21 protein-coding genes are annotated in these 22,039 nt (G+C 66.1%); 12 read left to right on the forward strand and 9 right to left on the reverse strand.

The window, feature by feature from the left end; translation table 11 throughout:
• Positions 1–25: 25 nt before the first annotated feature.
• Positions 26–2,167 carry an acetate--CoA ligase family protein gene (locus BBTA_RS14570; RefSeq protein ID WP_012043252.1) on the forward strand — a complete coding sequence of 714 codons (2,142 nt, stop codon included), beginning with the start codon at positions 26–28 and terminating at the stop codon, positions 2,165–2,167.
• An 80-nt stretch (positions 2,168–2,247) separates the two neighbouring features.
• Here the strand turns inward: BBTA_RS14570 and BBTA_RS14575 are convergent, their stop codons facing one another.
• Positions 2,248–3,585, reverse strand: a complete 1,338-nt coding sequence (locus BBTA_RS14575; protein WP_012043253.1) for an MFS transporter — start codon at positions 3,583–3,585, stop codon at positions 2,248–2,250.
• A 268-nt stretch (positions 3,586–3,853) separates the two neighbouring features.
• On the opposite strand from BBTA_RS14575, the gene BBTA_RS14580 reads away from it, so the two are divergent.
• The 3 genes from BBTA_RS14580 (at position 3,854) to BBTA_RS40060 (ending at position 7,106) form a co-directional block, all read left to right on the forward strand.
• On the forward strand, positions 3,854–5,656 hold the full coding sequence (locus BBTA_RS14580) for an adenine deaminase (RefSeq protein ID WP_012043254.1): 1,803 nt from the start codon (positions 3,854–3,856) through the stop codon (positions 5,654–5,656).
• A 220-nt stretch (positions 5,657–5,876) separates the two neighbouring features.
• A complete protein-coding gene (locus tag BBTA_RS14585) occupies positions 5,877–6,509 on the forward strand; it encodes a glutathione S-transferase family protein (protein WP_041750643.1) in 633 nt (210 codons plus the stop codon).
• 210 nt (positions 6,510–6,719) lie between these two features.
• Positions 6,720–7,106, forward strand: coding sequence for a hypothetical protein (locus BBTA_RS40060; protein ID WP_148221441.1), 387 nt, complete (start codon positions 6,720–6,722; stop codon positions 7,104–7,106).
• A 250-nt stretch (positions 7,107–7,356) separates the two neighbouring features.
• Here the strand turns inward: BBTA_RS40060 and BBTA_RS14590 are convergent, their stop codons facing one another.
• Positions 7,357–8,136, reverse strand: coding sequence for a class I SAM-dependent methyltransferase (locus BBTA_RS14590; RefSeq protein WP_041750644.1), 780 nt, complete (start codon positions 8,134–8,136; stop codon positions 7,357–7,359).
• 292 nt (positions 8,137–8,428) lie between these two features.
• On the opposite strand from BBTA_RS14590, the gene BBTA_RS41110 reads away from it, so the two are divergent.
• Together BBTA_RS41110 and BBTA_RS14600 are read left to right on the forward strand one after the other, a co-directional pair.
• The gene (locus BBTA_RS41110) at positions 8,429–8,986 is read left to right on the forward strand and encodes an integrase/recombinase (protein ID WP_012043257.1); all 558 of its coding nucleotides are present in this window, start codon (positions 8,429–8,431) and stop codon (positions 8,984–8,986) included.
• Between the two features lie 147 nt (positions 8,987–9,133).
• Positions 9,134–9,523, forward strand: a complete 390-nt coding sequence (locus tag BBTA_RS14600; RefSeq protein ID WP_012043258.1) for a DUF1236 domain-containing protein — start codon at positions 9,134–9,136, stop codon at positions 9,521–9,523.
• Positions 9,524–9,594: 71 nt separating this feature from the next.
• Here the strand turns inward: BBTA_RS14600 and BBTA_RS14605 are convergent, their stop codons facing one another.
• The 3 genes from BBTA_RS14605 to BBTA_RS14615 are packed head-to-tail and all read right to left on the reverse strand — an operon-like array spanning position 9,595 to position 11,188.
• Positions 9,595–9,948 (reverse strand): VanZ family protein, encoded by a 354-nt coding sequence (locus BBTA_RS14605; RefSeq protein ID WP_041750645.1) that lies wholly within the window; start codon positions 9,946–9,948, stop codon positions 9,595–9,597.
• A 53-nt stretch (positions 9,949–10,001) separates the two neighbouring features.
• Complete coding sequence (locus tag BBTA_RS14610) at positions 10,002–10,643, reverse strand: thiamine pyrophosphate-dependent enzyme (protein WP_012043260.1); 642 nt, start codon at positions 10,641–10,643, stop codon at positions 10,002–10,004.
• On the reverse strand, positions 10,640–11,188 hold the full coding sequence (locus BBTA_RS14615; protein WP_012043261.1) for a thiamine pyrophosphate-binding protein: 549 nt from the start codon (positions 11,186–11,188) through the stop codon (positions 10,640–10,642). The genes BBTA_RS14610 and BBTA_RS14615 overlap by 4 nt, the downstream gene beginning before the upstream one ends.
• A 148-nt stretch (positions 11,189–11,336) precedes the next feature.
• Here BBTA_RS14615 and BBTA_RS14620 point away from each other — a divergent pair, with 148 nt between their 5' ends.
• Positions 11,337–12,386 (forward strand): hydroxyacid dehydrogenase, encoded by a 1,050-nt coding sequence (locus BBTA_RS14620; RefSeq protein WP_012043262.1) that lies wholly within the window; start codon positions 11,337–11,339, stop codon positions 12,384–12,386.
• Between the two features lie 427 nt (positions 12,387–12,813).
• Positions 12,814–13,026 (forward strand): hypothetical protein, encoded by a 213-nt coding sequence (locus tag BBTA_RS14625; protein ID WP_012043263.1) that lies wholly within the window; start codon positions 12,814–12,816, stop codon positions 13,024–13,026.
• 9 nt (positions 13,027–13,035) lie between these two features.
• Here the strand turns inward: BBTA_RS14625 and BBTA_RS14630 are convergent, their stop codons facing one another.
• Positions 13,036–13,608 (reverse strand): GNAT family N-acetyltransferase, encoded by a 573-nt coding sequence (locus tag BBTA_RS14630; protein ID WP_012043264.1) that lies wholly within the window; start codon positions 13,606–13,608, stop codon positions 13,036–13,038.
• 8 nt (positions 13,609–13,616) lie between these two features.
• On the reverse strand, positions 13,617–15,974 hold the full coding sequence (locus BBTA_RS14635) for an Orn/Lys/Arg decarboxylase N-terminal domain-containing protein (RefSeq protein ID WP_012043265.1): 2,358 nt from the start codon (positions 15,972–15,974) through the stop codon (positions 13,617–13,619).
• A 207-nt stretch (positions 15,975–16,181) separates the two neighbouring features.
• On the opposite strand from BBTA_RS14635, the gene cobT reads away from it, so the two are divergent.
• Genes cobT through BBTA_RS14650 form a run of 3 tightly spaced genes read left to right on the forward strand, consistent with a single transcriptional unit; the run spans position 16,182 to position 18,546 of the window.
• Complete coding sequence (cobT, locus tag BBTA_RS14640) at positions 16,182–17,237, forward strand: nicotinate-nucleotide--dimethylbenzimidazole phosphoribosyltransferase (protein WP_012043266.1); 1,056 nt, start codon at positions 16,182–16,184, stop codon at positions 17,235–17,237.
• On the forward strand, positions 17,237–17,830 hold the full coding sequence (locus tag BBTA_RS14645) for a histidine phosphatase family protein (RefSeq protein ID WP_012043267.1): 594 nt from the start codon (positions 17,237–17,239) through the stop codon (positions 17,828–17,830). Before cobT ends, BBTA_RS14645 begins: the two co-directional genes overlap by 1 nt.
• Positions 17,827–18,546 carry an adenosylcobinamide-GDP ribazoletransferase gene (locus BBTA_RS14650; RefSeq protein ID WP_012043268.1) on the forward strand — a complete coding sequence of 240 codons (720 nt, stop codon included), beginning with the start codon at positions 17,827–17,829 and terminating at the stop codon, positions 18,544–18,546. Before BBTA_RS14645 ends, BBTA_RS14650 begins: the two co-directional genes overlap by 4 nt.
• Here the strand turns inward: BBTA_RS14650 and cobD are convergent.
• Positions 18,543–19,574, reverse strand: coding sequence for a threonine-phosphate decarboxylase CobD (gene cobD, locus BBTA_RS14655; RefSeq protein WP_012043269.1), 1,032 nt, complete (start codon positions 19,572–19,574; stop codon positions 18,543–18,545). The genes BBTA_RS14650 and cobD overlap by 4 nt on opposite strands.
• Positions 19,575–19,596: 22 nt before the next feature.
• Here cobD and cbiB point away from each other — a divergent pair, with 22 nt between their 5' ends.
• On the forward strand, positions 19,597–20,568 hold the full coding sequence (gene cbiB, locus BBTA_RS14660) for an adenosylcobinamide-phosphate synthase CbiB (RefSeq protein WP_012043270.1): 972 nt from the start codon (positions 19,597–19,599) through the stop codon (positions 20,566–20,568).
• Here the strand turns inward: cbiB and BBTA_RS14665 are convergent.
• Positions 20,561–22,039: a cobyric acid synthase gene (locus tag BBTA_RS14665; RefSeq protein ID WP_012043271.1), complete on the reverse strand. Its 1,479-nt coding sequence runs from the start codon at positions 22,037–22,039 to the stop codon at positions 20,561–20,563. The genes cbiB and BBTA_RS14665 overlap by 8 nt on opposite strands.

Genomic DNA, 22,039 nt, shown 5'->3' on the forward strand with positions numbered 1-22,039 from the left:
CGACCAGTCCCCAGGAGGAAGCCCCATGTCTGACGCCATCCCTAACGCCAAGGCCACGATCAGAGACGTACTCGATCGGGTGAAGGCGGATAAACGCACCAGCCTCACCGCGCCCGAGGGCAAGCTGGTCTGCGACGCCTACGGCATTCCGGTGCCGAAGGAGGGATTGGCGAAGTCGGCGGCCGAGGCGGCCAGGATTGCCGGCGACATGGGCTTCCCGGTTGTCATGAAGATCGTCTCGCCGGACATTCTCCATAAGACCGAGGCGGGCGGCGTCATCGTAGGCGTCAAGACCGCCGACGATGCGCAGAAGGCCTACGAGACCATTCTCGCGAATGCGAAGAAGTACAAGGCCGACGCCAAGATCGAAGGCATCCAGGTGCAGCAGATGCTGACCGGCGGCACCGAGGTGATCGTCGGCTCGATCACCGACGGCTCGTTCGGCAAGCTGGTGGCCTTCGGCCTCGGCGGCGTGCTGGTCGAGGTGCTGAAGGACGTCACCTTCCGCCTCGCGCCCGCCACCAAGGAGGACGCGCTGTCGATGCTCGACGGCATCCAGGCCCACGAGATGCTGAAGGGCGTGCGCGGCGGCGACGCCGTCAGCCGCGAGGCGCTGTCGGACGTCATCGTCAAGGTGTCGCAGCTGGTCAGCGATTTCCCTGAGATCGTCGAGCTCGACCTCAACCCGGTGTTCGCCACCAAGAACGGCGCGATCGCTGCCGACGTCCGCATCGTCGTCGATTTTGACTACAAGCCGCGCCCGGCGCCGCGCTCGAACGACGAAATCGTCACCGCGATGAACCGCATCATGAAGCCTCAGGCGGTCGCCGTGATCGGCGCCTCCGCCGAGGACGGCAAGATCGGCAACTCGGTGATGAAGAACCTGGTCAATGGCGGCTACAAGGGCGAGATCTATCCGATCCACCCGAAGGCCTCCGAGATCCTCGGCTACAAGGCCTATAAGAGCGTCAAGGACGTGCCCGGGGTGATCGACACCGCGGTATTCGCGATTCCGGCCAAGTTCGTCGCCGCCGCGCTCGCCGAATGCGGCGAGAAGAAGATCCCCGGCGCGGTGCTGATCCCCTCGGGCTTTGCCGAAGCCGGCGCGCCGGAGCTGCAGGCCGAGATCGTCGAGGTCGGCAAGAAGTACAACATCCGCCTGATGGGGCCGAACATCTACGGCTTCTACTACACGCCGGCCAATCTCTGCGCGACGTTCTGCACTGCCTATGACGTCAAGGGCCACGCCGCGCTGTCGTCGCAGTCGGGCGGCATCGGCATGGCGATCATCGGCTTCTCGCGCTCGGCCAAGATGGGCGTCTCGGCGATCGTCGGCCTCGGCAACAAGTCCGATATCGACGAGGACGATCTGCTCGCCTTCTTCGAGCAGGACCCCAACACCAACCTGATCGCGCAGCACTGCGAGGATCTCAAGGACGGCCGTGCGTTTGCGGAAGCCGCCAAGCGCGTCTCCAAGAAGAAGCCGGTCATCGTGCTCAAGGCCGGCCGCACCTCGGCTGGCGCCAAGGCCGCCTCGTCGCACACCGGCGCGCTCGCCGGCAACGACAAGATCTATGAGGACGTGCTGAAGCAGTCCGGCGTGATCCGCGCCCGCAGCCTGCGCCAGCTGCTCGAATTCGCCCGCGGCGTGCCGGTGCTGCCGACGCCCAAGGGCGAGAACGTCGTCATCATCACCGGTGCCGGCGGTTCGGGCGTGCTGCTGTCCGACGCCGTCGTCGACAACGGCCTGTCGCTGATGACGATGCCGGCGGACCTCGATGCCGCGTTCCGCAAGTTCATCCCGCCGTTCGGTGCCGCCGGCAATCCGGTCGACATCACCGGCGGCGAGCCGCCGATCACTTACGTGAACACGGTCAAGCTTGGCCTGTCGGACGACCGCATCCACGCCCTGATCCTCGGCTATTGGCACACGATCGTGACCCCGCCGATGGTGTTCGCGCGCAACATGGTCGAGGTGAAGAAGGAGATGGAGGCCAAGGGCTACGTCAAGCCGATCGTCGCCTCGCTCGCCGGCGACGTTGAGGTCGAGGAAGCCGCCGAATATCTCTACCAGAACGGCATCCCGGCCTACGCGTACTCCACCGAGCTGCCGGTCGAGGTGCTCGGCGCGAAGTACAAGTGGGCGCGCGGCGCGGGCCTGCTCTAAGGGCGCGATAAGCGAACGATTGCCAATGACGCCGCTCCGGGAAACCGGGGCGGCGTTTTCGTGTGCGCAGGTGAATTTGGTCACTCCCGCATCGCCGCGTGCTCGCCTGAGGGCGCGCGCTCGAGCGCCGTGTCGTGGCCGATACCAAGCACGATCCCCATCGCGACGATGCCGAGCCCGGCGAGCAGCAACAGGCCGTCGGTATAACTGCCCGTCTGGTCCCTGAGCCACCCCATCGCGAACGGGCCGGCGAAGCCAGCGAGGTTGCCGATCGAGTTGACGACGGCGATTCCGGCGGCCGCCGCTGCACCCGACAGGAAGGCGGTCGGCAACGTCCAGAACACCGGAAGGCAGGCGAAGATGCCGAATCCTGCAATACAGAAGGCGACCATATTCAAGCTCGGATCGGCGACCAGCACGGCCAGGACGAGGCCGCCCGACGCGACCAATAACGGGATGGCCGCATGATAGGTGCGCTCCGCAGCCCGGTCCGAGCGCCGGCCCCACCAGACCATGCCGATGACGCCGACGAGGTAGGGCGCCGCCGACACGAGAGTCGTCAGGAAGGTGTTGAGGCCGAATGCCTTGACGATCTGCGGCAGGAAGAAGCTGAGGCCGTAATTGGTCGCGACCGCGCCAAAATAAATCAGGCTGAGGCTGATCACGCGCCGGTCGAACAGGACCTCGGAGACCGTGTAGGTCCGGGCCGCCTCGCGCTGGCGCCGCTCGACCAGGAGCCGGCGACTGAGCCATTCCTGCTCATCGCGCGCCAGCCAGCCGGCGTCCTCGGGGCGGTCTGTCAGATAGAAGAACACGACGACGGCCAGGATCACTGCCGGGATCGCCTCGATGAGAAACAGCCATTGCCATCCCGCAAGGCCGAAGCCGCCGTGCAGATACAGCAGGACGCCCGACACCGGGGCGCCGATCACGGTCGAAAGCGGAATCGCGGCCATGAAGTAGCCGACGATCCTGGCGCGATACTCGGCTGGAAACCAGAGGGTGAGATAGAAGATGATGCCCGGGAAGAAGCCGGCTTCTGCGGCACCGAGCAGGACGCGCAGAACGTAGAAGGTGGTTTCATGGCCAAGCCCCGTCACCCGCGAGATCCAGGGAAGACAGGCCATCAATCCGGACAGGACGCCCCAGCTCAGCATGATCCGCGCGATCCATCGGCGCGCACCGAACCGTTCCAGCAACAGGTTGGATGGGACTTCGAAGATGAAATAGGCAACGAAGAAGATGCCGGCACCGAAGCCGAACGCCGTCTGTGAGAGGCCGAGGTCCTGGTTCATGGTGAGTGCGGCGAACCCGACATTCACCCGGTCGAGATAGGCGACGAAATAGCAGATCACCAGGAACGGAACGAGGCGCGCGGTGATCTTGGCGATCGTCCTGACTTCGAGCTCATGCGACATCTGAATCGTCCGATATTGCCGGACAACTCATGGTTCTGGCGCGCGTTCCTGTGCGCGCGAACATCTTTGATGGCAGCGAGTGACGCGCCGCAATATCGACGAGAGTCCCGAGAACGGCGCGCTCCATCGAGCGCGGGCGGCGCCAGCGGTGCTCACCGAACCGCTGCTCAAGGGGTAAGCAGGCGCTTGACGGTATTTGGACTTGCCGTCCAAGACATCGCGCGCAACGATCGTGCCGGATTGCCCCGACACGTTCAGCGAGCCTGCCATGACCAAACTCACGCGCTTTTCCGTCGCTCCCCTGCACGCAATGACGCGCCGCTTGGCCGACGTCGCCTCGGGGCGTGTCGCGCCCGAGTTCGTCATCACCGGCGCGCGGGTGCTGTCGACCTATTCGGAGCGCATTCTCCCCAATCGTGAGCTCTGGATCACCGGAGGGCGGGTGGCCGCGGTGAAGCCGGCCGGCGCCCACAAGGCGCTCGGCGGCGGTTTTGCGATCTACGACGCCGCCGACGGCATCATCGCGCCGGGGCTGGTCGATCCGCACATCCACATCGAGTCTTCGATGGTCACGGCCTGCGCCTATGCGGAAGCCGCGCTGCTCAACGGCACCACGACGATCTTCTGTGACAGCCACGAGATCGGCAACGTCATGGACGTCGCCGGCGTCGAGGCGATGCTGGAGGACGCGCGGCAGGCGCCGCTGTCGATCTTCCTGACCGTGCCTTCGACCGTGCCGGCGACCTCGGCGGCGCTGGAGACCGCGGGCGGCGACCTCACGCCGGACAAGATCGCCGACCTGTTCGACCGCTGGCCGGAGGCGGTGGCGCTCGGCGAGAAGATGGATTTCGTGCCGGTCTGCATGGGCGACGAGCGCAGCCATGCGATCCTGGCGGCGGCCCTGCAGCGCGGGCGCCCGGTGTCGGGCCACGTCTATGGCCGCGAGTTCGTCGCCGCCTATGCGGCGAGCGGAGTCACCGACACGCATGAGGCGATCGATCGCGACATCGCCGACGACCTGCTCGATGCCGGCGTCTGGATCTTTCTGCGCGGCGGTCCGCCCACGACCCCGTGGCACAGCCTTCCGCAGGCGATCCGCACCATCACCGAGCTCGGCGCCTCGCACAAGCGCACGGCGGTCTGCACCGACGATCGTGATGCCGACGATCTCATGCTGTTCGGGCTCGACTGGGTGGTGCGCGAGGCCGTGAAGGCCGGAATGTCGCCGGAGCAGGCATGGTCGATGGGCTCGCTGCATGGCGCGACGCGTTTCGCCATGGACGGCGAGATCGGCGGCCTCGGCGGCGGCCGTCGCGCCGATCTGGTGCTGCTCGACGACGGGTTGAAGCCGCAATCGACCTGGTATGGCGGCGAGCTCGTGGTCGAGAACGGAAAGATCACGCCGCGTCTCGATCAGGCGCTGTCGCAGCGCTATCAATATCCGAAGGCGGCCTATGCCACGGTGAAGCTGCCGGCGCAGGTCAAGCTGACGCCCGAGCTGCCGACCAAGGCGTGCACGGTCAATGCGATCAAGACGGCGCTGCCGGGCATCACCTTGATCCACGACAAGGTCGCGATCGCGCCGGCGAGCGACTGGCCGACGCTGTTCGCCCGCCACGGCCTCTGCTTCGTGGCGGTGATCGAGCGGCACGGCAAGTCGGCCGGCAACGTCGCGCACGGGCTGTTGAAGGATTTCGGCCTGACGCGCGGCGCTGTCGCGTCCAGCGTCGGCCACGACAGCCACAACATCATCGTCGCCGGCACCAATGAGGCCGACATGCAGGTCGCGGTCGCCGCGATCGGCAGCCACCAAGGCGGCGTCTGCGTCGTCGCCGACGGCAAGGTGAGGGCGATGGTGCCGCTGCCGATCGCGGGACTTCTGTCCGACAAGCGCATCACCGAAGTGGCCGAGGAGGTGAAGCTGCTCAAGACCGAATGGGCCGCCGCCGGCTGCACCATTCCCTATATGGGCTTCAACCTGATCCCGCTGTCGGTGATCCCGGAGATCCGCATCACCGACAAGGGCCTTGTGCTGGTGCCGCAGATGGAGCTGACGCCGCTGTTCGAATGAGCCAAGGTCGGCCTCCGCGCATGGCGATCAAAGACCTTCACGGCCGCCGCAGCGCGCATGCGCCGGTCGGGCCGGATCGGCCTCGTGCGGAACGACCGCAGCGGCTTGGCGCGCGCTGACGGCCCGTGGCCGGGGGCACCAAAAAGAATATCCCCCCGCGTGTCGGGCTGGCTCACGGACAGTCGTCCTTGGGAGCGGACAACCGAGGACGGCGTAAGCGATGATCACAGTGTTTGGAGAGGGCAGAGGTCTCCGGGTCGTCTGGCTGCTGGAGGAGATGGGGCTGCCGTATCGGCTCAGGGACGTGGACCTCCTGGCCGGGATCGAGAACGATGCCGAGTTCCTGGCGATCAATCCCGCCGGCTTCATTCCCGCGATCCGCGATGGCAATGTCACGATGGTCGAGTCCATCGCGATCATGGAGTACATCCTGGGACGGTATGGGCCGTCGCCCCTGGCGCCCGCATCTCAGGATGCAGCCTTTCCCGCCTATCAGCAGTTTCTTCACCTCGGCGAGGCCGGCCTTGCCGCCTCGCTTTTTTTCGTGTCGGGTGCCCGGCACCTTGCGCCGGACGGCGAACGCGACAATTGGAGCGCGCGTCAGGCGATGGACGTGTTCACGACCCGATTGAGCCTGGTGACCAGACAATTGGAACACGCCCCCTACATGGCGGGCGATGCGTTCACCGCGGCGGACATTTCCGTGGGCTACGCCCTCGAGATGGCGCGGAAGAACGTCGGTGTCGTGTTCGGTGATCCGGTGCAACCCTACATGACGCGGCTGCGCGCCCGCACCGGCTATCAGCGGGCCCTGGAGACGTGCCATGCCACGCGGCGCTGGTGGGGCAGCTAGGTGCTGGCGAGGTAATCGCAGATGCCGCGTTAGCTTTTGGCGCGCGAGCTGACCTTGATACAAGCGGACAAATCCTGAAAGAGGACATGCCGTTCCGTTGACGCTGGAAGAGAACTGGCCTGCGATCGACAATTATCCGAACGCAAGTTGAATGTAAGAGTTCTTGAACGACCTCCTTGCTGCATGAGCAAACAGCTTGAGGAATAGTCGATGGTCCAATGTCGTTGTGAGCGACACACCCACACCGACTGGAGCATTGAAGGCCGAGACTTCAAAACGAGAGAATTAACAATCGAGGCCTTTGCGCAAGGCGCAACGCCGCGCGGTCAACGCGACCGCGTCAACCAGCCCTATCAGGATCGACACCTCATGAATACGCAACCGCCATTCGGCAAAGCTGCTCGTCGTGCCCGCCGCTCATCGACCGGCCACGGCGGAACACACCCAGACTTTCCTCTGTCGTCGCCGATCGACCGACATTTGATCGCGTTCGACGCCGCCTACCGCTCATTCATCGGTCGCGTCGCCGTCGCGCAGCTCGCTGCATCGGTTCGAACTCAATCGGTCAGCTCGCCTGCAGCCCTCAAATCCCCATAGAGCCTGCCGCACCAGTCCTGCCCACCATGCGCGGTTTCCTCCCTTGGAGGCTTTCGGACGCCGGCCGGCGAATGTGCCGCGCTGTCAATCATGCGGCCGGCATCCGAAACTCTTCACAAAAGCTGCCCCAAGCCGCTTCGAAGGCTCACTTCCGCTCGGTCTCCTAGAGGGGGCCAGTTCAGCGCCGCTTATGAGCCTCCGGAACGGCCGAAGGCGGAAATCAACGGGACGAACGGGCTTACGCGAAGGGCTATTTGTCGCCATCAAAACGGTGAGCGATGTAGAGATGCGTTTCGTAATCGATATCCAGGCAGCCTCCTTGATCGTCGATCGCTTTTGCAATTTCATCGAGCAAGTCTGCACGCGTCTCTGCCGCGAGTAACCGAACGTCGGATCGCGTGCTCAGAAAATTCGTGTAGCTGGATGTCGTGTGCTGCCATTTCCACGGATAGCACTTGTGCTCAACAGGCCTGAACAACTGCGACCCGTCAAACCAGTCCTTAAACGGGCCATTCGGTAGATACCAGGCTTCGGGCGGCGGTCCCCACGAGCCCGTGTGACGTAGCCAAATTTCCTTAAACGGTTCCAGTAAATGTGAGGGGAGTCCCCCAGGCACGTGCCCGAAGACGGCAAGGGTCCCGTTAGTCGAAAGCAGTTGGGCGGCTTTTACGAACCGCACTTCCGGGGATACCCAATGCCACGCCTGTGCCGCGAAGATTAAAGCGAACACTGAATTGCCCGCTGGCCACGCCTCGAAAGTCGCCTCGGCCAGTTTCACGTTGGCAAAACCCGCCAAAGTCTCGCGCGCACAGCGGATCATTTCCGATCCGGGATCAATGGCGATGATCTGCAAACCGCGCTTCGCAAAGCTTTTTGTTGCTTGACCCGTTCCACAGCCAATTTCAAGAACGGCATCGGTTGGCTTTAGGTTTGCAAACGAGATGACATCGTCAATCAGAGCCTCTGGGTAGTCGGGGCGCGAGGCCCTGTATACGTTTGCGACCTGATCGAATGTGAAACGCTGCTCCATTGTTTGCCTCGTTTTGTCGGTTAGGGAATATAATCTGAGCAGCGCCTGTTCGTCCAACAGCCCACTTCCGCTTAGGGCCGAAGGACTAAACCGCTCGCGCGGTAGGGCACGACAGCCGGCAGCACGGCTGAGAGGATAGCGCAACGAGGTGTCCTGTCTTGAGATGAGGGGTTCGCAACCTTCACCCAAGACAGGAGCATCCCCATGACCGACGAGGCCATGAGCCCGTTGCGGCGGCGCATGATCGAAGACATGACGATCCGCAAATTCGCGCCAAGACCCAACATGACGAGTGCAGCGGGTCAAGGACTTCGCCTTCATCGGACGGTCGCCGGATCTGGCGAGCTTCGAGGACGTGCGGCGCTATCAGCTTCATCTGGCATCGCGCGGCGCCGGCGTGCCGACCATCAACCAGACGGTCTCGACCTTGCGGTTCTTCTGCAAGATCACGCTGCGGCGTCACGAGATCGTCGAGCACACCCACGTCATCCACGAGCCGCGCAAGCTGCCGGTGGTGCTGAGCGTGGAGGACGTGGCGCGGCTGCTCGATGCGGCACCCGGGCTCAAATACAAGGCGGCGCTCAGCGTCGACTATGGCGCCGGCCTGCGAGCCAACGAGGTCGTCTCGCGCAAGATCTCGCACCCCGCTGAACCGCTCAATCTGTCGAACCGCCGTATACGTACGTACGGTTGTGTGGGAGGGGCGGAGTCGCGAGACTTCCCCTATCCCGATAGGCCGTCACCCGGCGTTCCCTGCGCCATCTCGATGCCGAGCGGGCCGTCGACCGCAAGCTTCGGTCGCCGTCCGCCGCGAGATCGCGCGCGTGTGTGCTGTTTGAAACGTGGATAGGACCTGCACGGGCTCCGCGTTTCCGTCACGCGCAGCCGGCAAGCCATTCGTTCCCCATTGCTGATGAACTTTAGGTCACGCGGAACCGGAACCGCGGGCGATCCTCCGTTGTTGAACGGCGTCTCGAACGCACTGGAGGAGAGAATGATGAGGACCCGTCTTGCCGTTTCGCTCGTTGCCGCGTCGCTGCTGGCGTCGGGCGCGGCCTATGCGCAATCCACCACCGTCGAAGGCGCCGCCAATGGTGCCGCCGCCGGTGGCGCCGTTGCCGGCCCGGTGGGCGCGATGGTCGGTGGCACGGTTGGGGCTGCCGTTGGCGCCGCCGTGGAGATCCCGAATGCCGTGATCACCTCGATCGATGCGGAGCGGGCCCCGTCGGTGGTGGTACGCGAGCGTGTCGTGGTCGGTGAGCCGCTGCCCGATACGGTCGAACTGCGCCCGGTGCCGCGCTACACCGAGTACCGCTATGCCGTCGTCAACGATCGTCGCGTGATCGTCGATCCGCGCACCCGCCGGGTGATCAAGATCATCGAATGATCTGACGCGATCCTTGAATGCGCTCCCTGTCAGACGGGCCTCGCTGCGGCAGCAGCGGGGCCTGTCGTGCGTCAGGTCGTCTGCGGGCGGAATTGGCGGGCGAGCCAGTCCAGCAAAGCGGCGATGCCGAAGCCGACGCAGGCCGTCGCGGCGTCGACGACGAAATCCTCCAGACGGGCGTGGCGGCCGGGCGCCAGGAATTGGGCGAGTTCGAGGGCGCCGATCAGGATCACGGCGATGGCCGCCGTTCGCAGCCGATGGCTGCCATAAGCGAGCCCGAAGGCAAGGCCGACCAGGACGAAGGCGAGGGCGTGCTCGCCATCCTGTCCGATCGTGGAATGAGGCCGATAGCTCGGGGGACCCAGCGTTGCGAAGGCGACGGCTGCGGCCAGCAGCCAGGCGGAAACTCGGAGTACGATCTTCATGATTCCTGCTTAGCATGTTCCGGGCCAGCAGCCCGGCTCACACCCGCTTGAGGTTAATGACCATCTGGTAATACCGTGCCCTCGGGCGAGGTCCATCCGATCGGTTGCCGCACGCCAAGGCCCTGCATGAAGCGCTCGCGGATCTGCGCCGGATCGCGCCGGGTGGCGCCGACACCGGGCTTGTCATCGATCCGTGCCGCGATCAGCACCGGGCCGGTGGCCGCCAGGGCGAGATCAACCAGGCGTTCGAAATCCTCCTCGTCGGCGGCCCAATGGCAATTGGCCATGCCGCAGCCCGTCGCGATCGCCACAATATCGGCCTGCCGGGCCGGCGTCGGCTGGCTGCCGGTGATCTGGTAGATGCCATTGTCCATGACGATGATGGCCAAATTTTTGGGCGCCAGAGTCGCGATCGTGGCCAGGCAGCCCAGCTGCATCAGCAATGAGCCGTCGCCTTCGAGCGCAAACACCCGGCGTTGCGGCTGCGCCAGGGCGACGCCGAGTGCGATCGGGCAGGCCAGCCCCATGCTGCCGAGCATGTAGAAATTCTGCGGCCGCTGGCCGGCGGCCCAGAGGTCGAAATTGGTGTTGCCGATGCCGCCGATCACCGCTTCCTCCTGCGTCAGCCTGGCGACCAGCCGGCAGGTGAGATCGAAGCGATTCATGACCTTGATGTTGCGCGCGCGGTCGTTCATGCGAACAGCTTTCCGCCGGTGAGCAAAGGCGACAGGATCAGCGCGACGGCAGCCTGCGTCGCGACCGCCTGCTTGATGGAGCGGTCGACAATGAATTCGAGCTCGTCGAAGCGCGTCATGGTGTGATGCTCCATGGCCAGCGCATCGAGCACAGGGCGCATGGTCCGGCACACCAGCGACTGGCCGTAGTTGAACTCGCCGAGCGTGCCGCGCTCGGACACGACCATGATCAGCGGGATCTGGCAGGGCACGACCAGCGAGGCCAGCACGTTCGGCAGGGTCGCGAAGCCGGAGGTCTGCATCAGCAGCGCGCCGCGCCGCCCGCCCATCCAGGCGCCGGCGAGGATGCCGACCGCTTCCTCCTCGCGCGCGGTGGCAAAGGTCGTGAAGAACGGATCGTCATGCAGGCTCTGGATCAGCGGCGTCAGCACCCGGTCGGGAACGTAAGGGACGAGGTCGATGGCGTTGCGCTTGAAGCCCTGCAGGATGATCTCGTGCCAGCTCGGCGGCGATGCGGATCGCGCCGCATCGGGTGGGGCGGCCATGGTCGTGCCTCTCGGTGTCGTGCCTCTCGGTGGGATGCGCGCCGAGCTTGACGGCCGCGGACCGATTGTCAACATGCCGGCCCGGCCGGTCAGGCAACCGCCGCTCGCGTCCGAAAGCAAGAAGCAGGAACCAGGAGGTCGCTCGACCATGGCTGCGAATTCCAAGCGCGTCTTCTACGTCAAATATCTCGCGCACCCGATCTTCAGCGAGCGGCTCGCGGCCCGTCCGGATGTCCGGCTCGACCGGTTGGACAATGACACTCCGGACCCCGAAGCGGCGCCGATCATGGCGGCGGCTCACGCCTACCAGATCGGCGCGGCCCGTGACGAGCTTGCGCCGCGCTTCCATGTCGATGCCGACCTGCTGCGCCGCGCGCCCAATCTGCTGATCGTGTCCAGCAACGGCGCCGGCTACGATCCGGTGGACGTCGACGCCTGCACCCGGGCGGGCGTGCTGGTCGTGAACCAGTCGGGCGGCAATGCCCATTCAGTCGCCGAGCACACGCTCGGCATGATGCTGACCCTGTCGAAGCGGATCATTCAGTCCGACCGCCGGCTGCGCCGGGAGCGCGACGTCAATCGCAACGACCTGATCGGCAATGAGGTGCAGGGGCGGACGATCGGCATCGTCGGGCTCGGCAATGTCGGCCGCCGGGTCGCGGAGCTGTGCCGGGGTCTGCTGGGCATGACCGTGCTGGCCTACGATCCCTATCTCTCGCCGGAGGAGATCGCCGCCCGCGGCGCGGAGAAGGTCGAGCTCGCCGATCTGATGCGGCGCTCCGATTTCGTCTCGATCAACTGCCCGCTGACGCGGGACAGCCGCGGCATGATCGGCCACCGCGAATTCGCACTGATGCAGCCGCATGCCTATTTCATCACCACCGCCCGCGGCTTCATTCACGACGAGGACGCCTTGCTGGCGGCGCTCCGCGACCAGCGCATTGCCGGCGCAGGCCTCGACGTCTGGGCCAAGGAGCCGCCGCCGCCGGAGCATCCGCTGCTGCAATTCGACAACGTGCTGGCGAGCCCGCACACCGCCGGCGTCACACGGGAGGCGCGGCAGAACATGGGCCAGATCGCCGCCGAACAGCTGCTCGCCGCCCTCGATGGGCGGCGGCCGCCGCGCCTGATCAATCCCGAAGCCTGGCCGCGCTACAGCGACCGGTTCCGCGCGACGTTCGGAGTGACGCCGTCCTAGAAGCGGCAAGCAGGAGACGACGAGAAGATTTTATGCGTCTGAAGCTGCAATGCAGCAATGAACATTCTATCCGGGGCGGCCCTGACGATCTGCCCATTGCTATTTTCCCGGCGGTCTCGACAGGCGGGACCTCGCTGATCATTTTCTCAGAAGCGCCATGAGCTTAAGCCTGGAATTTGGCTCGGCGCCGAAGGGAAACCGGTCCGATGCGCCGCCTGAATTCATTGCTGAAGGCCACTCAAAGCCGCGTCCGGCGCGCCGTCTCGACCTTCGTCGCCATCGCCGCAGCCAGTCTTCCGTCGGCGGGGGCGTGAACGGGGTTCCGCTGTTCCATCAAATATTTGGCCCTGCGGCTTGAGATCCGTCCCCAGCCGCTGTTCAACCGCGCTAACATGGACTCAACCACTGCTGACCAGCGGGGAGTGCCATGTCGCATTACGTCGTTCATTTCATGAAGGATGTGCTCGGCGAGAACGGCCGCCAGAGCGAGATTTGCCAGTGTACGCTGGAAGTTGAGGCCGAAACCGAAGGCCAGGCCGCCGAGATCGCCAAGACGCGATTCTGCGAGCAGCAGGCGCTGCACGACTGGTCGTTGCACGCCGATCGCATCCAGGTGAAGGCTGCCGATTTTCCATCCTGACCCGCAGGGTCAGCGGCTCGCTCCCGTCGGCGCCTCGGTCGTGCCGGGGCCGAGCGAGCGCTGGACCATGACCGTATCGGACCATCGGCCGTAGCGGTAGGCGACCCCGGGCAGCAGGCCGACGCGGACAAAGCCGAACCGTTCGTGGATGCCGAGCGAGGCCGTGTTGTCGGCATCGATATAGCCGATCATCTGCCGATATCCCGCGGCGGCGGACGCGTCGATCAGCGCCTGCATCAACAGCCGGCCGACGCCGCGGCCGAGATGCTCATGATGGACATAGATCGAGTGCTTGACCGCGAAACGGTAGGCAGGCCGCTTCCTGAACTGCACGACATAGGCATAACCCACCACCTCGCCGCGGAACGTCGCGACCAGATGTGGCAGGCGGTGGTTGCGCAGGTTCTTGCGCCGCTGCTTGAGATCGTCAGGTTCGGGCGAGCCGGAATTGGCGGCGCTGTCCTCGACGCCCCGGCGAATGTGCCGCCGGTAGATCGCCAGCATGGCCTCGACATCCTCGTCGCGCGACGGCCGGACCAGCACCGGCGGTTCGGCGTCGAGCACGGTCGCGGGATTGTCCATCGTTCGAATTACTCTGCGCAAACATAGGTATGGAGCCGAATCCGGCCAGCTTCGTCGATCTCCTTGTACAATCCCTGAATCTCGACGTCGAAGCCCGGAAACGTGTTGAAGGCGCGTTCGAACATCTTGAGGTAATCGATCATCGGCCGGGCGCGGTCGGACAGCCGCTCGCCCGGAACGATGGTGGCAATGCCCGGCGGATACACCACGAAGGGCGTCGTCGCGATGCGTCCGTCGATCTGGGCGATCGGCAGATAGTCGACCTCGTTGCGCATCAGCGCACGCGCCGCCTCGCGCGGCGACATCGCGATCTCCGGCAGATGCTGCGGCTGGAACTGCCTGGCTTGCAGCGCGCTCACCTCGGCCTCGCGGTAGAACCGGTGCATCTCGCCGCAGAGGTCGCGCAGCCGCACCTTGCCGTAGCGGCCGAAGCGGCGCCGGGTGAACTCGGGAATGGCGTCCTCCAGCAGCACATTGTCGTCGTGCAGCCGCTTGAAGGCGACGAGCCCGCTGATCAGGGTGCCGGCCTTGCTGGCCTCGACGCCGGGGGTCAACAGGAAGAGCAGCGAGTTGAGGTCATTTTTCTCGGCCACGATGCGGTTCTCGCGCAGATATTGCGCGACGATCGGCGCCGGGATGCCGTGGTCGGCGTAGCCGCCGGTGGTGCGGTCGAAGCCCGGCGTGAGCAGCGTGAGCTTGTTCGGATCGGTCATGGCGAAGCCGGGCGCGAGATCCGGAAAGCCGTGCCATGCTTCGCCCGGCGCGAGCTGCCACAGCGCGGCGTCGGTCGCGAGCTGATCGGTCGAGATCGCCTCCCAGGCCACGTCATGCCGCCCGCCCGGGCTGGCGGCGTCAGGGATCGACACCCGGTCGGGCACGAACGGCTCGAAGAACCAGCGCCGCGCCGGATCCTTCTCCTTTTCCTCGAATTCCCGGCGCATCGCTCTGATCTTCTTGCGCAATTCGATCCCGAGCCGGATCGTGTCGTCCCACAGGACTTCGCCGGAGCGGCCCTTCATCATCTGCGCGCCGACGTCGAGGGAGGCGAACAGCGGATAGAACGGCGACGTCGAGGCGTGCTGCATGAAGCTTTCGTTGAAGCGGCGATGCTCGACCCGGCGGCGCTGACCCTTGATGTGGCGATCCTTGATGTGGATCTGCGACGCCTGCGAGAAGCTCGCGAGCTGCTTGTGGGTCGATTGCGTGGCGATGATGCCGGGGGCGTCGGGCCCGAGCTCGGCAAGTCCCATGGCGAACCGGCCGGCATAGAGTGGGTGGAATTTCATGAAGCCCGCCCAGGCCTCGTCGAACATGATGTAGTCGCAGAGATGGCCGATGCGCTGCAGGATCATTTCGGCGCTGTGGATCGTGCCGTCATAGGTGCACTGCTCGACAATGGCGACGCGGAACGGCCGTTCCTTGCGCCAGGCCTCGGGGTCCTTCACCAGCGGGTTGTTGCGGATCTGCTGCCGCAACTGCTCCTCGTCGAGCAGATCCCAGCGCATCGGCCCGATCAGCCCCCAGGCATTGCGGACGGTGGGAACATAGACCGGAACGCCGCCGGAGATCAGCAGCGCGCCATGATGGGCGGCCTTGTGATTGTTGCGGTCGAACAGCACGAGGTCGCCGTCGGTCACCAGCGCGCCCAGTACCACCTTGTTGGAGGTCGAGGTGCCGTTGAGGACGAAATAGGTCTTCTCGGCGCCGAAGATCTGCGCCGCTTCCTTCTGCGCGCGCAGCGCCGGACCCTCATGGGTCAGCAGGTCGCCGAGATCGAGCACGGAATTGTCGAGATCGTCGCGGAACACGGCTTCGCCGAGATGCTCGACGAAGATCCGGCCGATCGGGCTGCGGCTATAGAACACGCCGCCATTATGGCCGGGGCAGGTCCAGAGCTGGTTGCCTTCCTCGGCATAGTCGACCAGCGTGCCGAAGAACGGCGTCTTCAAGGTCTCGGCATATTGCTTCAGCCGGCTGATCAGGTTCTTGGCGATGAACGCCGGCGTTTCCTCGGACAGGAACACGTAGCCGTCGATGAAGTCGAGCACCTCGACCGGCAGGTCCTCGAACCGCTTGCGGCGAATCAAGAGGATGATCGGGAAATCCAGACCGCGCCGCCGCATCAGGTTGATCAGCGCCGCCGTCTTGCCCTCCAGCCCTTTCTTGCCCCAGTCCACCACCATGCAGCCGATCGCGGCATCGGTCTGCACCGCGATCTCGGCATCCTCCAGCTTGCGGGCGCGCACGACCTCGAAACCCGAGCGCTGGATCTCCTCGATGATCTGGTTGAAGCGCAGGCCGGCGAGATCGTCGGTCTCGAACACGGGCGCGGCGAACAGGAAGGTGAAGCGGCGGAAGTATTCCATGAGAGTCTTTCGGCTGGGTGGGCAGCCACCTGTCGACGGCTTCGATGACAATGGGATGACAATCGGGCCGTCTCCGGGTGACGGTTCTGCCGATGGTCTCGCTTTGTTCGTATTCTGCACCTTGAGGCGCGATGGCGCCCTGGCGCTTGTCTTGACCCTGTCGCAGTGGCAATCGTCCAACGCTTGAGCGACCCGAAAGGACCCATCGTGCTCCCTGACTGGATCTCCCTCGATTGTGCCGCGCCGTCCGAGAGCCATCGGCAGGCGGCCATGGCGCGCCAGGCGCAGCTGACCAAGCCGCTCGGTGCGCTTGGCCGGCTGGAGGAGGTGGCTGTCGAGCTGGCGGCGCTGCAGGCGACGGACCACCCAGGTGCCGACCGGGCGCCCGTCGTGCTGTTCGCCGGCGATCACGGGATCGCGGCGCAGGGGGTCTCGGCCTATCCGCCGGAGGTCACAGTGCAGATGCTTCGCAACTTTGCCGGTGGAGGCGCGGCGATTGCGGTGCTCGCGCGTCATCTCAACTGCCCGCTCGAGGTGGTCGACGTTGGCACGCTGGCGAGCGATGCCGTTCCCGGCGTGGTGGCCGACAAGACGCGCCGCGGCACGCGCGACTTCAGTGTCGCGCAGGCGCTCACGCCGGAGGAGGTGGCCTTCGCCTGCGATGCCGGGCGCCGCGCGCTGGCGCGGCAGGCCGATCATCAGCCGCAGCTCGTCATCTTCGGCGAGATGGGGATCGGCAACACGACATCAGCCGCCGCGATCGCCGCCGCGCTATTGTCCTGCGCGCCGGTCGACATCGTCGGCAGCGGCACGGGTCTCGACGCCGATGGGCGCGCCAAGAAGGCCGCCGTCATTGTCGCAGCCCTGGCGCGGCATGGACTGACATCGGACGCGGCGGTGGCGGATATCCTGGCCGCCGTCGGCGGCTTCGAGATCATCGCAATGGCCGGCGCCATGATCGCTGCCGCGCAGCGGCGTTGGCCAGTGCTGGTCGATGGCTTCATCGTCTCGGTCGCGGCGCTCGCGGCGGTCAGGCTCAATCCGTCGTGCCGTACCTGGCTACTGTTCTCGCACCGCTCGGCCGAGCGCGGTCATGCGCTGGTGCTCGACGCGCTCGGCGCCCATCCGTTGATCGATCTCGACCTCAGGCTCGGGGAGGCCTCCGGCGCCGCCACCGCGCTGCCGATCATCCGGCTCGCCTGCGCGCTGCATAACGGCATGGCCACCTTCGCGGAGGCTGCCGTCTCGGGACGCGACGCGTGATGCGGATCGATCTGCTGCGGCACGGCTCGACCGGGCGCGACGGTTATCTCGACGGCCGCACCGACCCGCCGCTCACGGATGACGGCTGGGATCAGGTCGGGCGGCAGACCGAGAGCCGGATGTGGCGCCGCGTCGTGAGTTCGCCCTTGGCACGCGCGCGTGCGGCCGCCGAGGACTATGCGCGGCGAACCGGCTGTACGCTGGAGATCGATGGCGATTGGCGCGAGCTTCACTTCGGCCGCTGGGACGGACGGAGGCGCAGGGACATTGCCGCCGAGGCCCGCGGAGCCGACTTGCTGGCGGCGTTCTACGCCGATCCCGCAGTTGCGGCGCCCGAGGGCGAGAGCTGGGCCGACCTGCAGGCGCGGGTCGCGCGCGCCGTCGAGCGTGTTCTGACCCATTCAGGGGCGGCACCGGTTCTGGTGGTCAGCCATGGCGGTGCCATCCGTGCCGCGCTATCGCATTTGCTCGGCTGGCCCTTGCCTCAGCTGTGGAGCTTGCGGATTCAGCCTGGCACCCGCATCACGCTCGAAGCCGGGCGGGGGGCGGACGGCGCGCCCTGGGGCGAAATCGTCGAGATCATCCAGCCATGAGTTTGCGTGACTTCTGGATCGCATTGCAGTTCATGACGCGTCTGCCGACGCCGCGCGTCGTCGAGTCCCGGCCGGACGATCTCGCACGGGCATCGCCGTGGTTTCCGGCCGCAGGGCTGGTGATCGGCGCGTGCCTGGCCCTGATCGCCCGGATTTTCCAAAGCGCCGATCCATGGATCGTCGCGCTGGCCGTGGTCGTCGCCTGGATCTGGATCACAGGCGCGCTGCATCTCGACGGTCTCGGCGATGTCGCCGACGCGTTCGGCGCCGCGCATGGCAAGCCCGAGCGCTTCATCGCTGTGCTGGGCGATCCTCATGCCGGCAGCTTCGCGGTGGTGGCCATCAGCCTGCAGATCGCCGCCAAGCTGGTGCTGCTCGCCGAGCTGGCGACGGGGCCGACCGGCTGGGCGCTTCTGCTGATCCCGGCCTGGGCGCGCCTGGGCACGTTGGTCTGGAGCAAGATGCTGGTGTCGTTGAAGCCGGGGCTGGGTGCGAGCGTGTCGAACCGCGCCGGCTGGAATGTCATTGCTGGATGGAGCGTCGTCCTGGCGATCGGCGCGCTTGCCGGCGCCGTCCCGAGCTTGCTTGCCATCGCACTCATCCCGGCCGTCGCAGTCTATTGGCAATGGCGGCTCGGCGGCATCACCGGCGACTGTCACGGCGCCAGCATCGAGGTGACGGAGACGCTGCTGCTCGCCGCTTGCGTGCTGGGCTAGCCGGCGTCGCCGAGCGCCTGAGTCAGGCGCTGCCACGCGGCTTCATCACCGGGGAGCCCGAAGCGCAGCCAGTTCGGCTGCGCCGGGAAGCGTCTGACATGGATGCCGCGGCGGGCCAGCCGTTCGGCGATGTCAGTCGCGCCGGTCGAGGCGACCAGCCGGAACAACGGCGTGCCGCCGATGGCGACGCAACCGGCCTTGGACAGCAGCCCGTCGATGCGCGCGCAGTCCTTGACCAAGCGGGCGCGTGTCTGGTGCAGCCACGCTTCATCGGCCAGTGCGGCCATCCCGATGGCGAGCGCAGCTCCCGACACCGCCCACGGCCCGAGCTGCTCGCGCAGCTGCTGTGCGATGTCCTCGGCGCTGATCGCAAATCCCAGCCGCACGCCGGCAAGACCATAGACCTTGCCGAACGAGCGCAGCACGATCGTCGCCGGCGGCAGGTCCGTCGCAAGGCTCGCGTTGGCGGGATAGAGGTCGATGAAGGCTTCGTCGACGATCAGCAGGCCATCCCGGCGACGCAGGGTGGCGGCCAGGCTGACTAGCGTCTCGCGCGCCAGCAGCCGCCCGGTCGGATTATTGGGATTCACCACCACCGCCACATCGGCGTCGGCCAGTCTGCCGACATCGTCGGTCAGGCTGACGCGATGGCCACCGCCGCGCCAGCACCGCGCGTGCTCCTCATAGGTCGGCGCGAGCACGGTGACGGTCGAGCACGGGCGCAGCCGCGGCAGGATCTGCAGCAGCGCCTGTGTGCCGGGAGCGGCCACGATTTGCTCAGGCGCGTCCACGCCATAGCGCGCGGTGGCCGTCGCGCGGAGCGCGCGTTCCTCGGAGGCGGCCGGCAAGCGTTGCCACGAGGCGGGCGGGATCGGTGGCACCGGGTAGGGCACGGGATTGATGCCGGTGGACAGGTCGATCCAGGGGCGCGGCGCATCGGGGTAGCGACGGCTGATGGCATCGAGATCGCCGCCGTGAACGATCGCTTCCGGCGGGGTCTGCTGCGTGCTAGTCGCTCTGTCGTCCATGTCTGTCCTTCAGCGGAGAGCGATGTTCGTCTCACTCGCGCTCGCGGCGCTCCTCATCGAGGCTGTCGTCGGTTATCCCCAAATCCTGTTGCAGCGGATCGGTCATCCGGTGATGTGGATCGGCGCGCTGATAGCATGGGCTGACCGCCGCTGGAACGGGGCCGACGCACGCTTCGCGGTGCGCCGGGCGCGCGGCATCGCACTGGTCGCTCTGCTGGTCCTGGGGATGATGGCGATTGGCCTGGCCGCGACATCGGCCACGCAGGCCGTGTTCGGGGAGCCGGCGGCAACGATCATCCTGGCCGTATCGGCGAGCAGCCTGCTGGCCCAGCGCAGCCTCGATGCGCATGTCGCTGCGGTTGCTGAAGGATTGGAGAAAGAGGGGCTCGACGGCGGTCGCCGCACGGTGGCGATGATCGTCGGGCGTGATCCCGAGCGGCTGGATGAAGCCGGCGTGGCGCGCGCCGCGATCGAGAGCCTCGCCGAGAATTTTTCGGATGGAATCGTTGCGCCGCTGTTCTGGCTTGCGGTCGGCGGGCTCCCTTGCATCCTGATCTACAAGGCGATCAACACCGCCGACAGCATGATCGGTCATCTCTCCGAGCGTCACCGCGCCTTCGGCTGGGCGGCGGCGCGGCTCGACGATCTCATCAATTTGCCGGCGTCCCGGTTGTCGGCGGTGTGGCTTGCCGGTGCGGCGGCGGTCGTTCCCGGAGCGTCCTGGCGTGCCGCGCTGCAGATGGTCGGACGCGATGCCTCCAAGCATCATTCGCCCAATGCTGGCTGGCCAGAAGCCGCAATGGCCGGTGCGTTGGGGCTGCGGCTGGCGGGGCCGCGCGTCTATGACGGTGAAACGGTCGCGGATGCATGGATGGGCCAGGGCCGGTCGGCTTTGAATGCGGGCGATATCAGGCAGGCCCTCCGGCTTTATCGGACCGCGTGCCTGATCCAGGGCATCGTCGTCGCTGCGCTGGCCCTCGCCGCGATCATGTGATCGCACGCGGCACGCGCGCGAGATCCAGAATGCGGTCGATATCGATGTAGCGTTCGAGATGTGCCGCGAGCGCATCCAGGGTCGCATCGACATCGGCGTCATAGGACTGGCCGCTTGCGGTGGTGCCGAGACCGCGCAGCCAATGCGCGCGCAGGTGGTCATCGGCGAACAGGCCATGCACATAGCAGCCGGCGATCTGGCCGCCAGCCGCAACGGCCCCATCGCGGCGGCCGTCGGAGAACACGAGGAAGGGGTGTTGTGCGGCGGGCCCGTCGGTGCGGCCGATATGCATCTCGTAGCCGCGGAAGGGCGCCTCATCTTGAGTCAATCTGCCCTCGACGTCGCGCAGCGCCTTGTCGCCTGTCAGTGTCGTTTCGATGTCGAGCAGCCCAAGTCCCGCGACCGCGCCCGGCGCGCCTTCATGTCCGTCGGGATCGCTGATCATTCGCCCCAGCATCTGATAGCCGCCGCAGATGCCGAGGACGCGGCCGCCGCGGCGCAGATGCGCCTGCAGATCGATGTCCCAGCCCGCCTCGCGCAAGGCGGCAAGGTCGGCGATCGTCGCCTTGGAGCCCGGCAGGATGACGACGGCTGCGTCTCCCGGAATCGGCGTGCCCGGCCTGAGGAATTGCAGGTCGACGCCGTCCTCCAGCCGCAACGGATCGAACTCGTCGAAATTGGAGATCCGGGGATAAGCGAGCACGGCGATCTTTGGCCGATCTCTGCTCCACACTCCGCCCCCAGGCAGTCCGAGCGCATCCTCCGCCGGCAGACGGCGCGCATCCGCGAAATGCGGAATGAGCCCGAGCGATGTCCATCGGGTTCTTGTCGCAATCTCGCTCATGCCCGAGGCAAACAAGGCGGGATCACCGCGGAACTTGTTGACCAGGAAGCCCGCGATGAGCGCGGCATCGTCGGGCGCGAGCACAGCCTGGGTGCCGACCAGGCTCGCAATGACGCCGCCGCGGTCGATGTCACCGATCAGCACCACGGGGATCTGTGTGGCCTGCGCGAAGCCCATATTGGCGATGTCGCCGGCTCGCAGGTTGATCTCCGACGCCGAGCCTGCGCCTTCCACCAACGCGATGTCTGTATCGGCGATCAGATGATGAAAGCTATCAAGCACGGCCTTCATCAATTGCGGCTTCATGGCCTGATAGGCGGACGCCTTGGCATTGCCGATCACGCGGCCCTGGACCACGACCTGCGAGCCGATCTCGCTCTGCGGCTTCAAGAGCACCGGGTTCATGTGCACCGTCATCGGCCGCCGCGCCGCGCGCGCCTGCAGCGCCTGGGCGCGGCCGATCTCGCCGCCATCGGCGGTGACCGCGGCGTTGTTCGACATGTTCTGCGGCTTGAACGGCGCCACCTTCAGCCCCCGCAAGGTCAGCGCCCGTGCGAGCCCGGCGACGATCAGCGACTTGCCGACGTCGGAGCCGGTGCCCTGGAACATGATGGCGCGTGCGGGCAT

Origin of the sequence: Bradyrhizobium sp. BTAi1 (assembly GCF_000015165.1) — a bacterium.
GTDB lineage: Bacteria > Pseudomonadota > Alphaproteobacteria > Rhizobiales > Xanthobacteraceae > Bradyrhizobium > Bradyrhizobium denitrificans.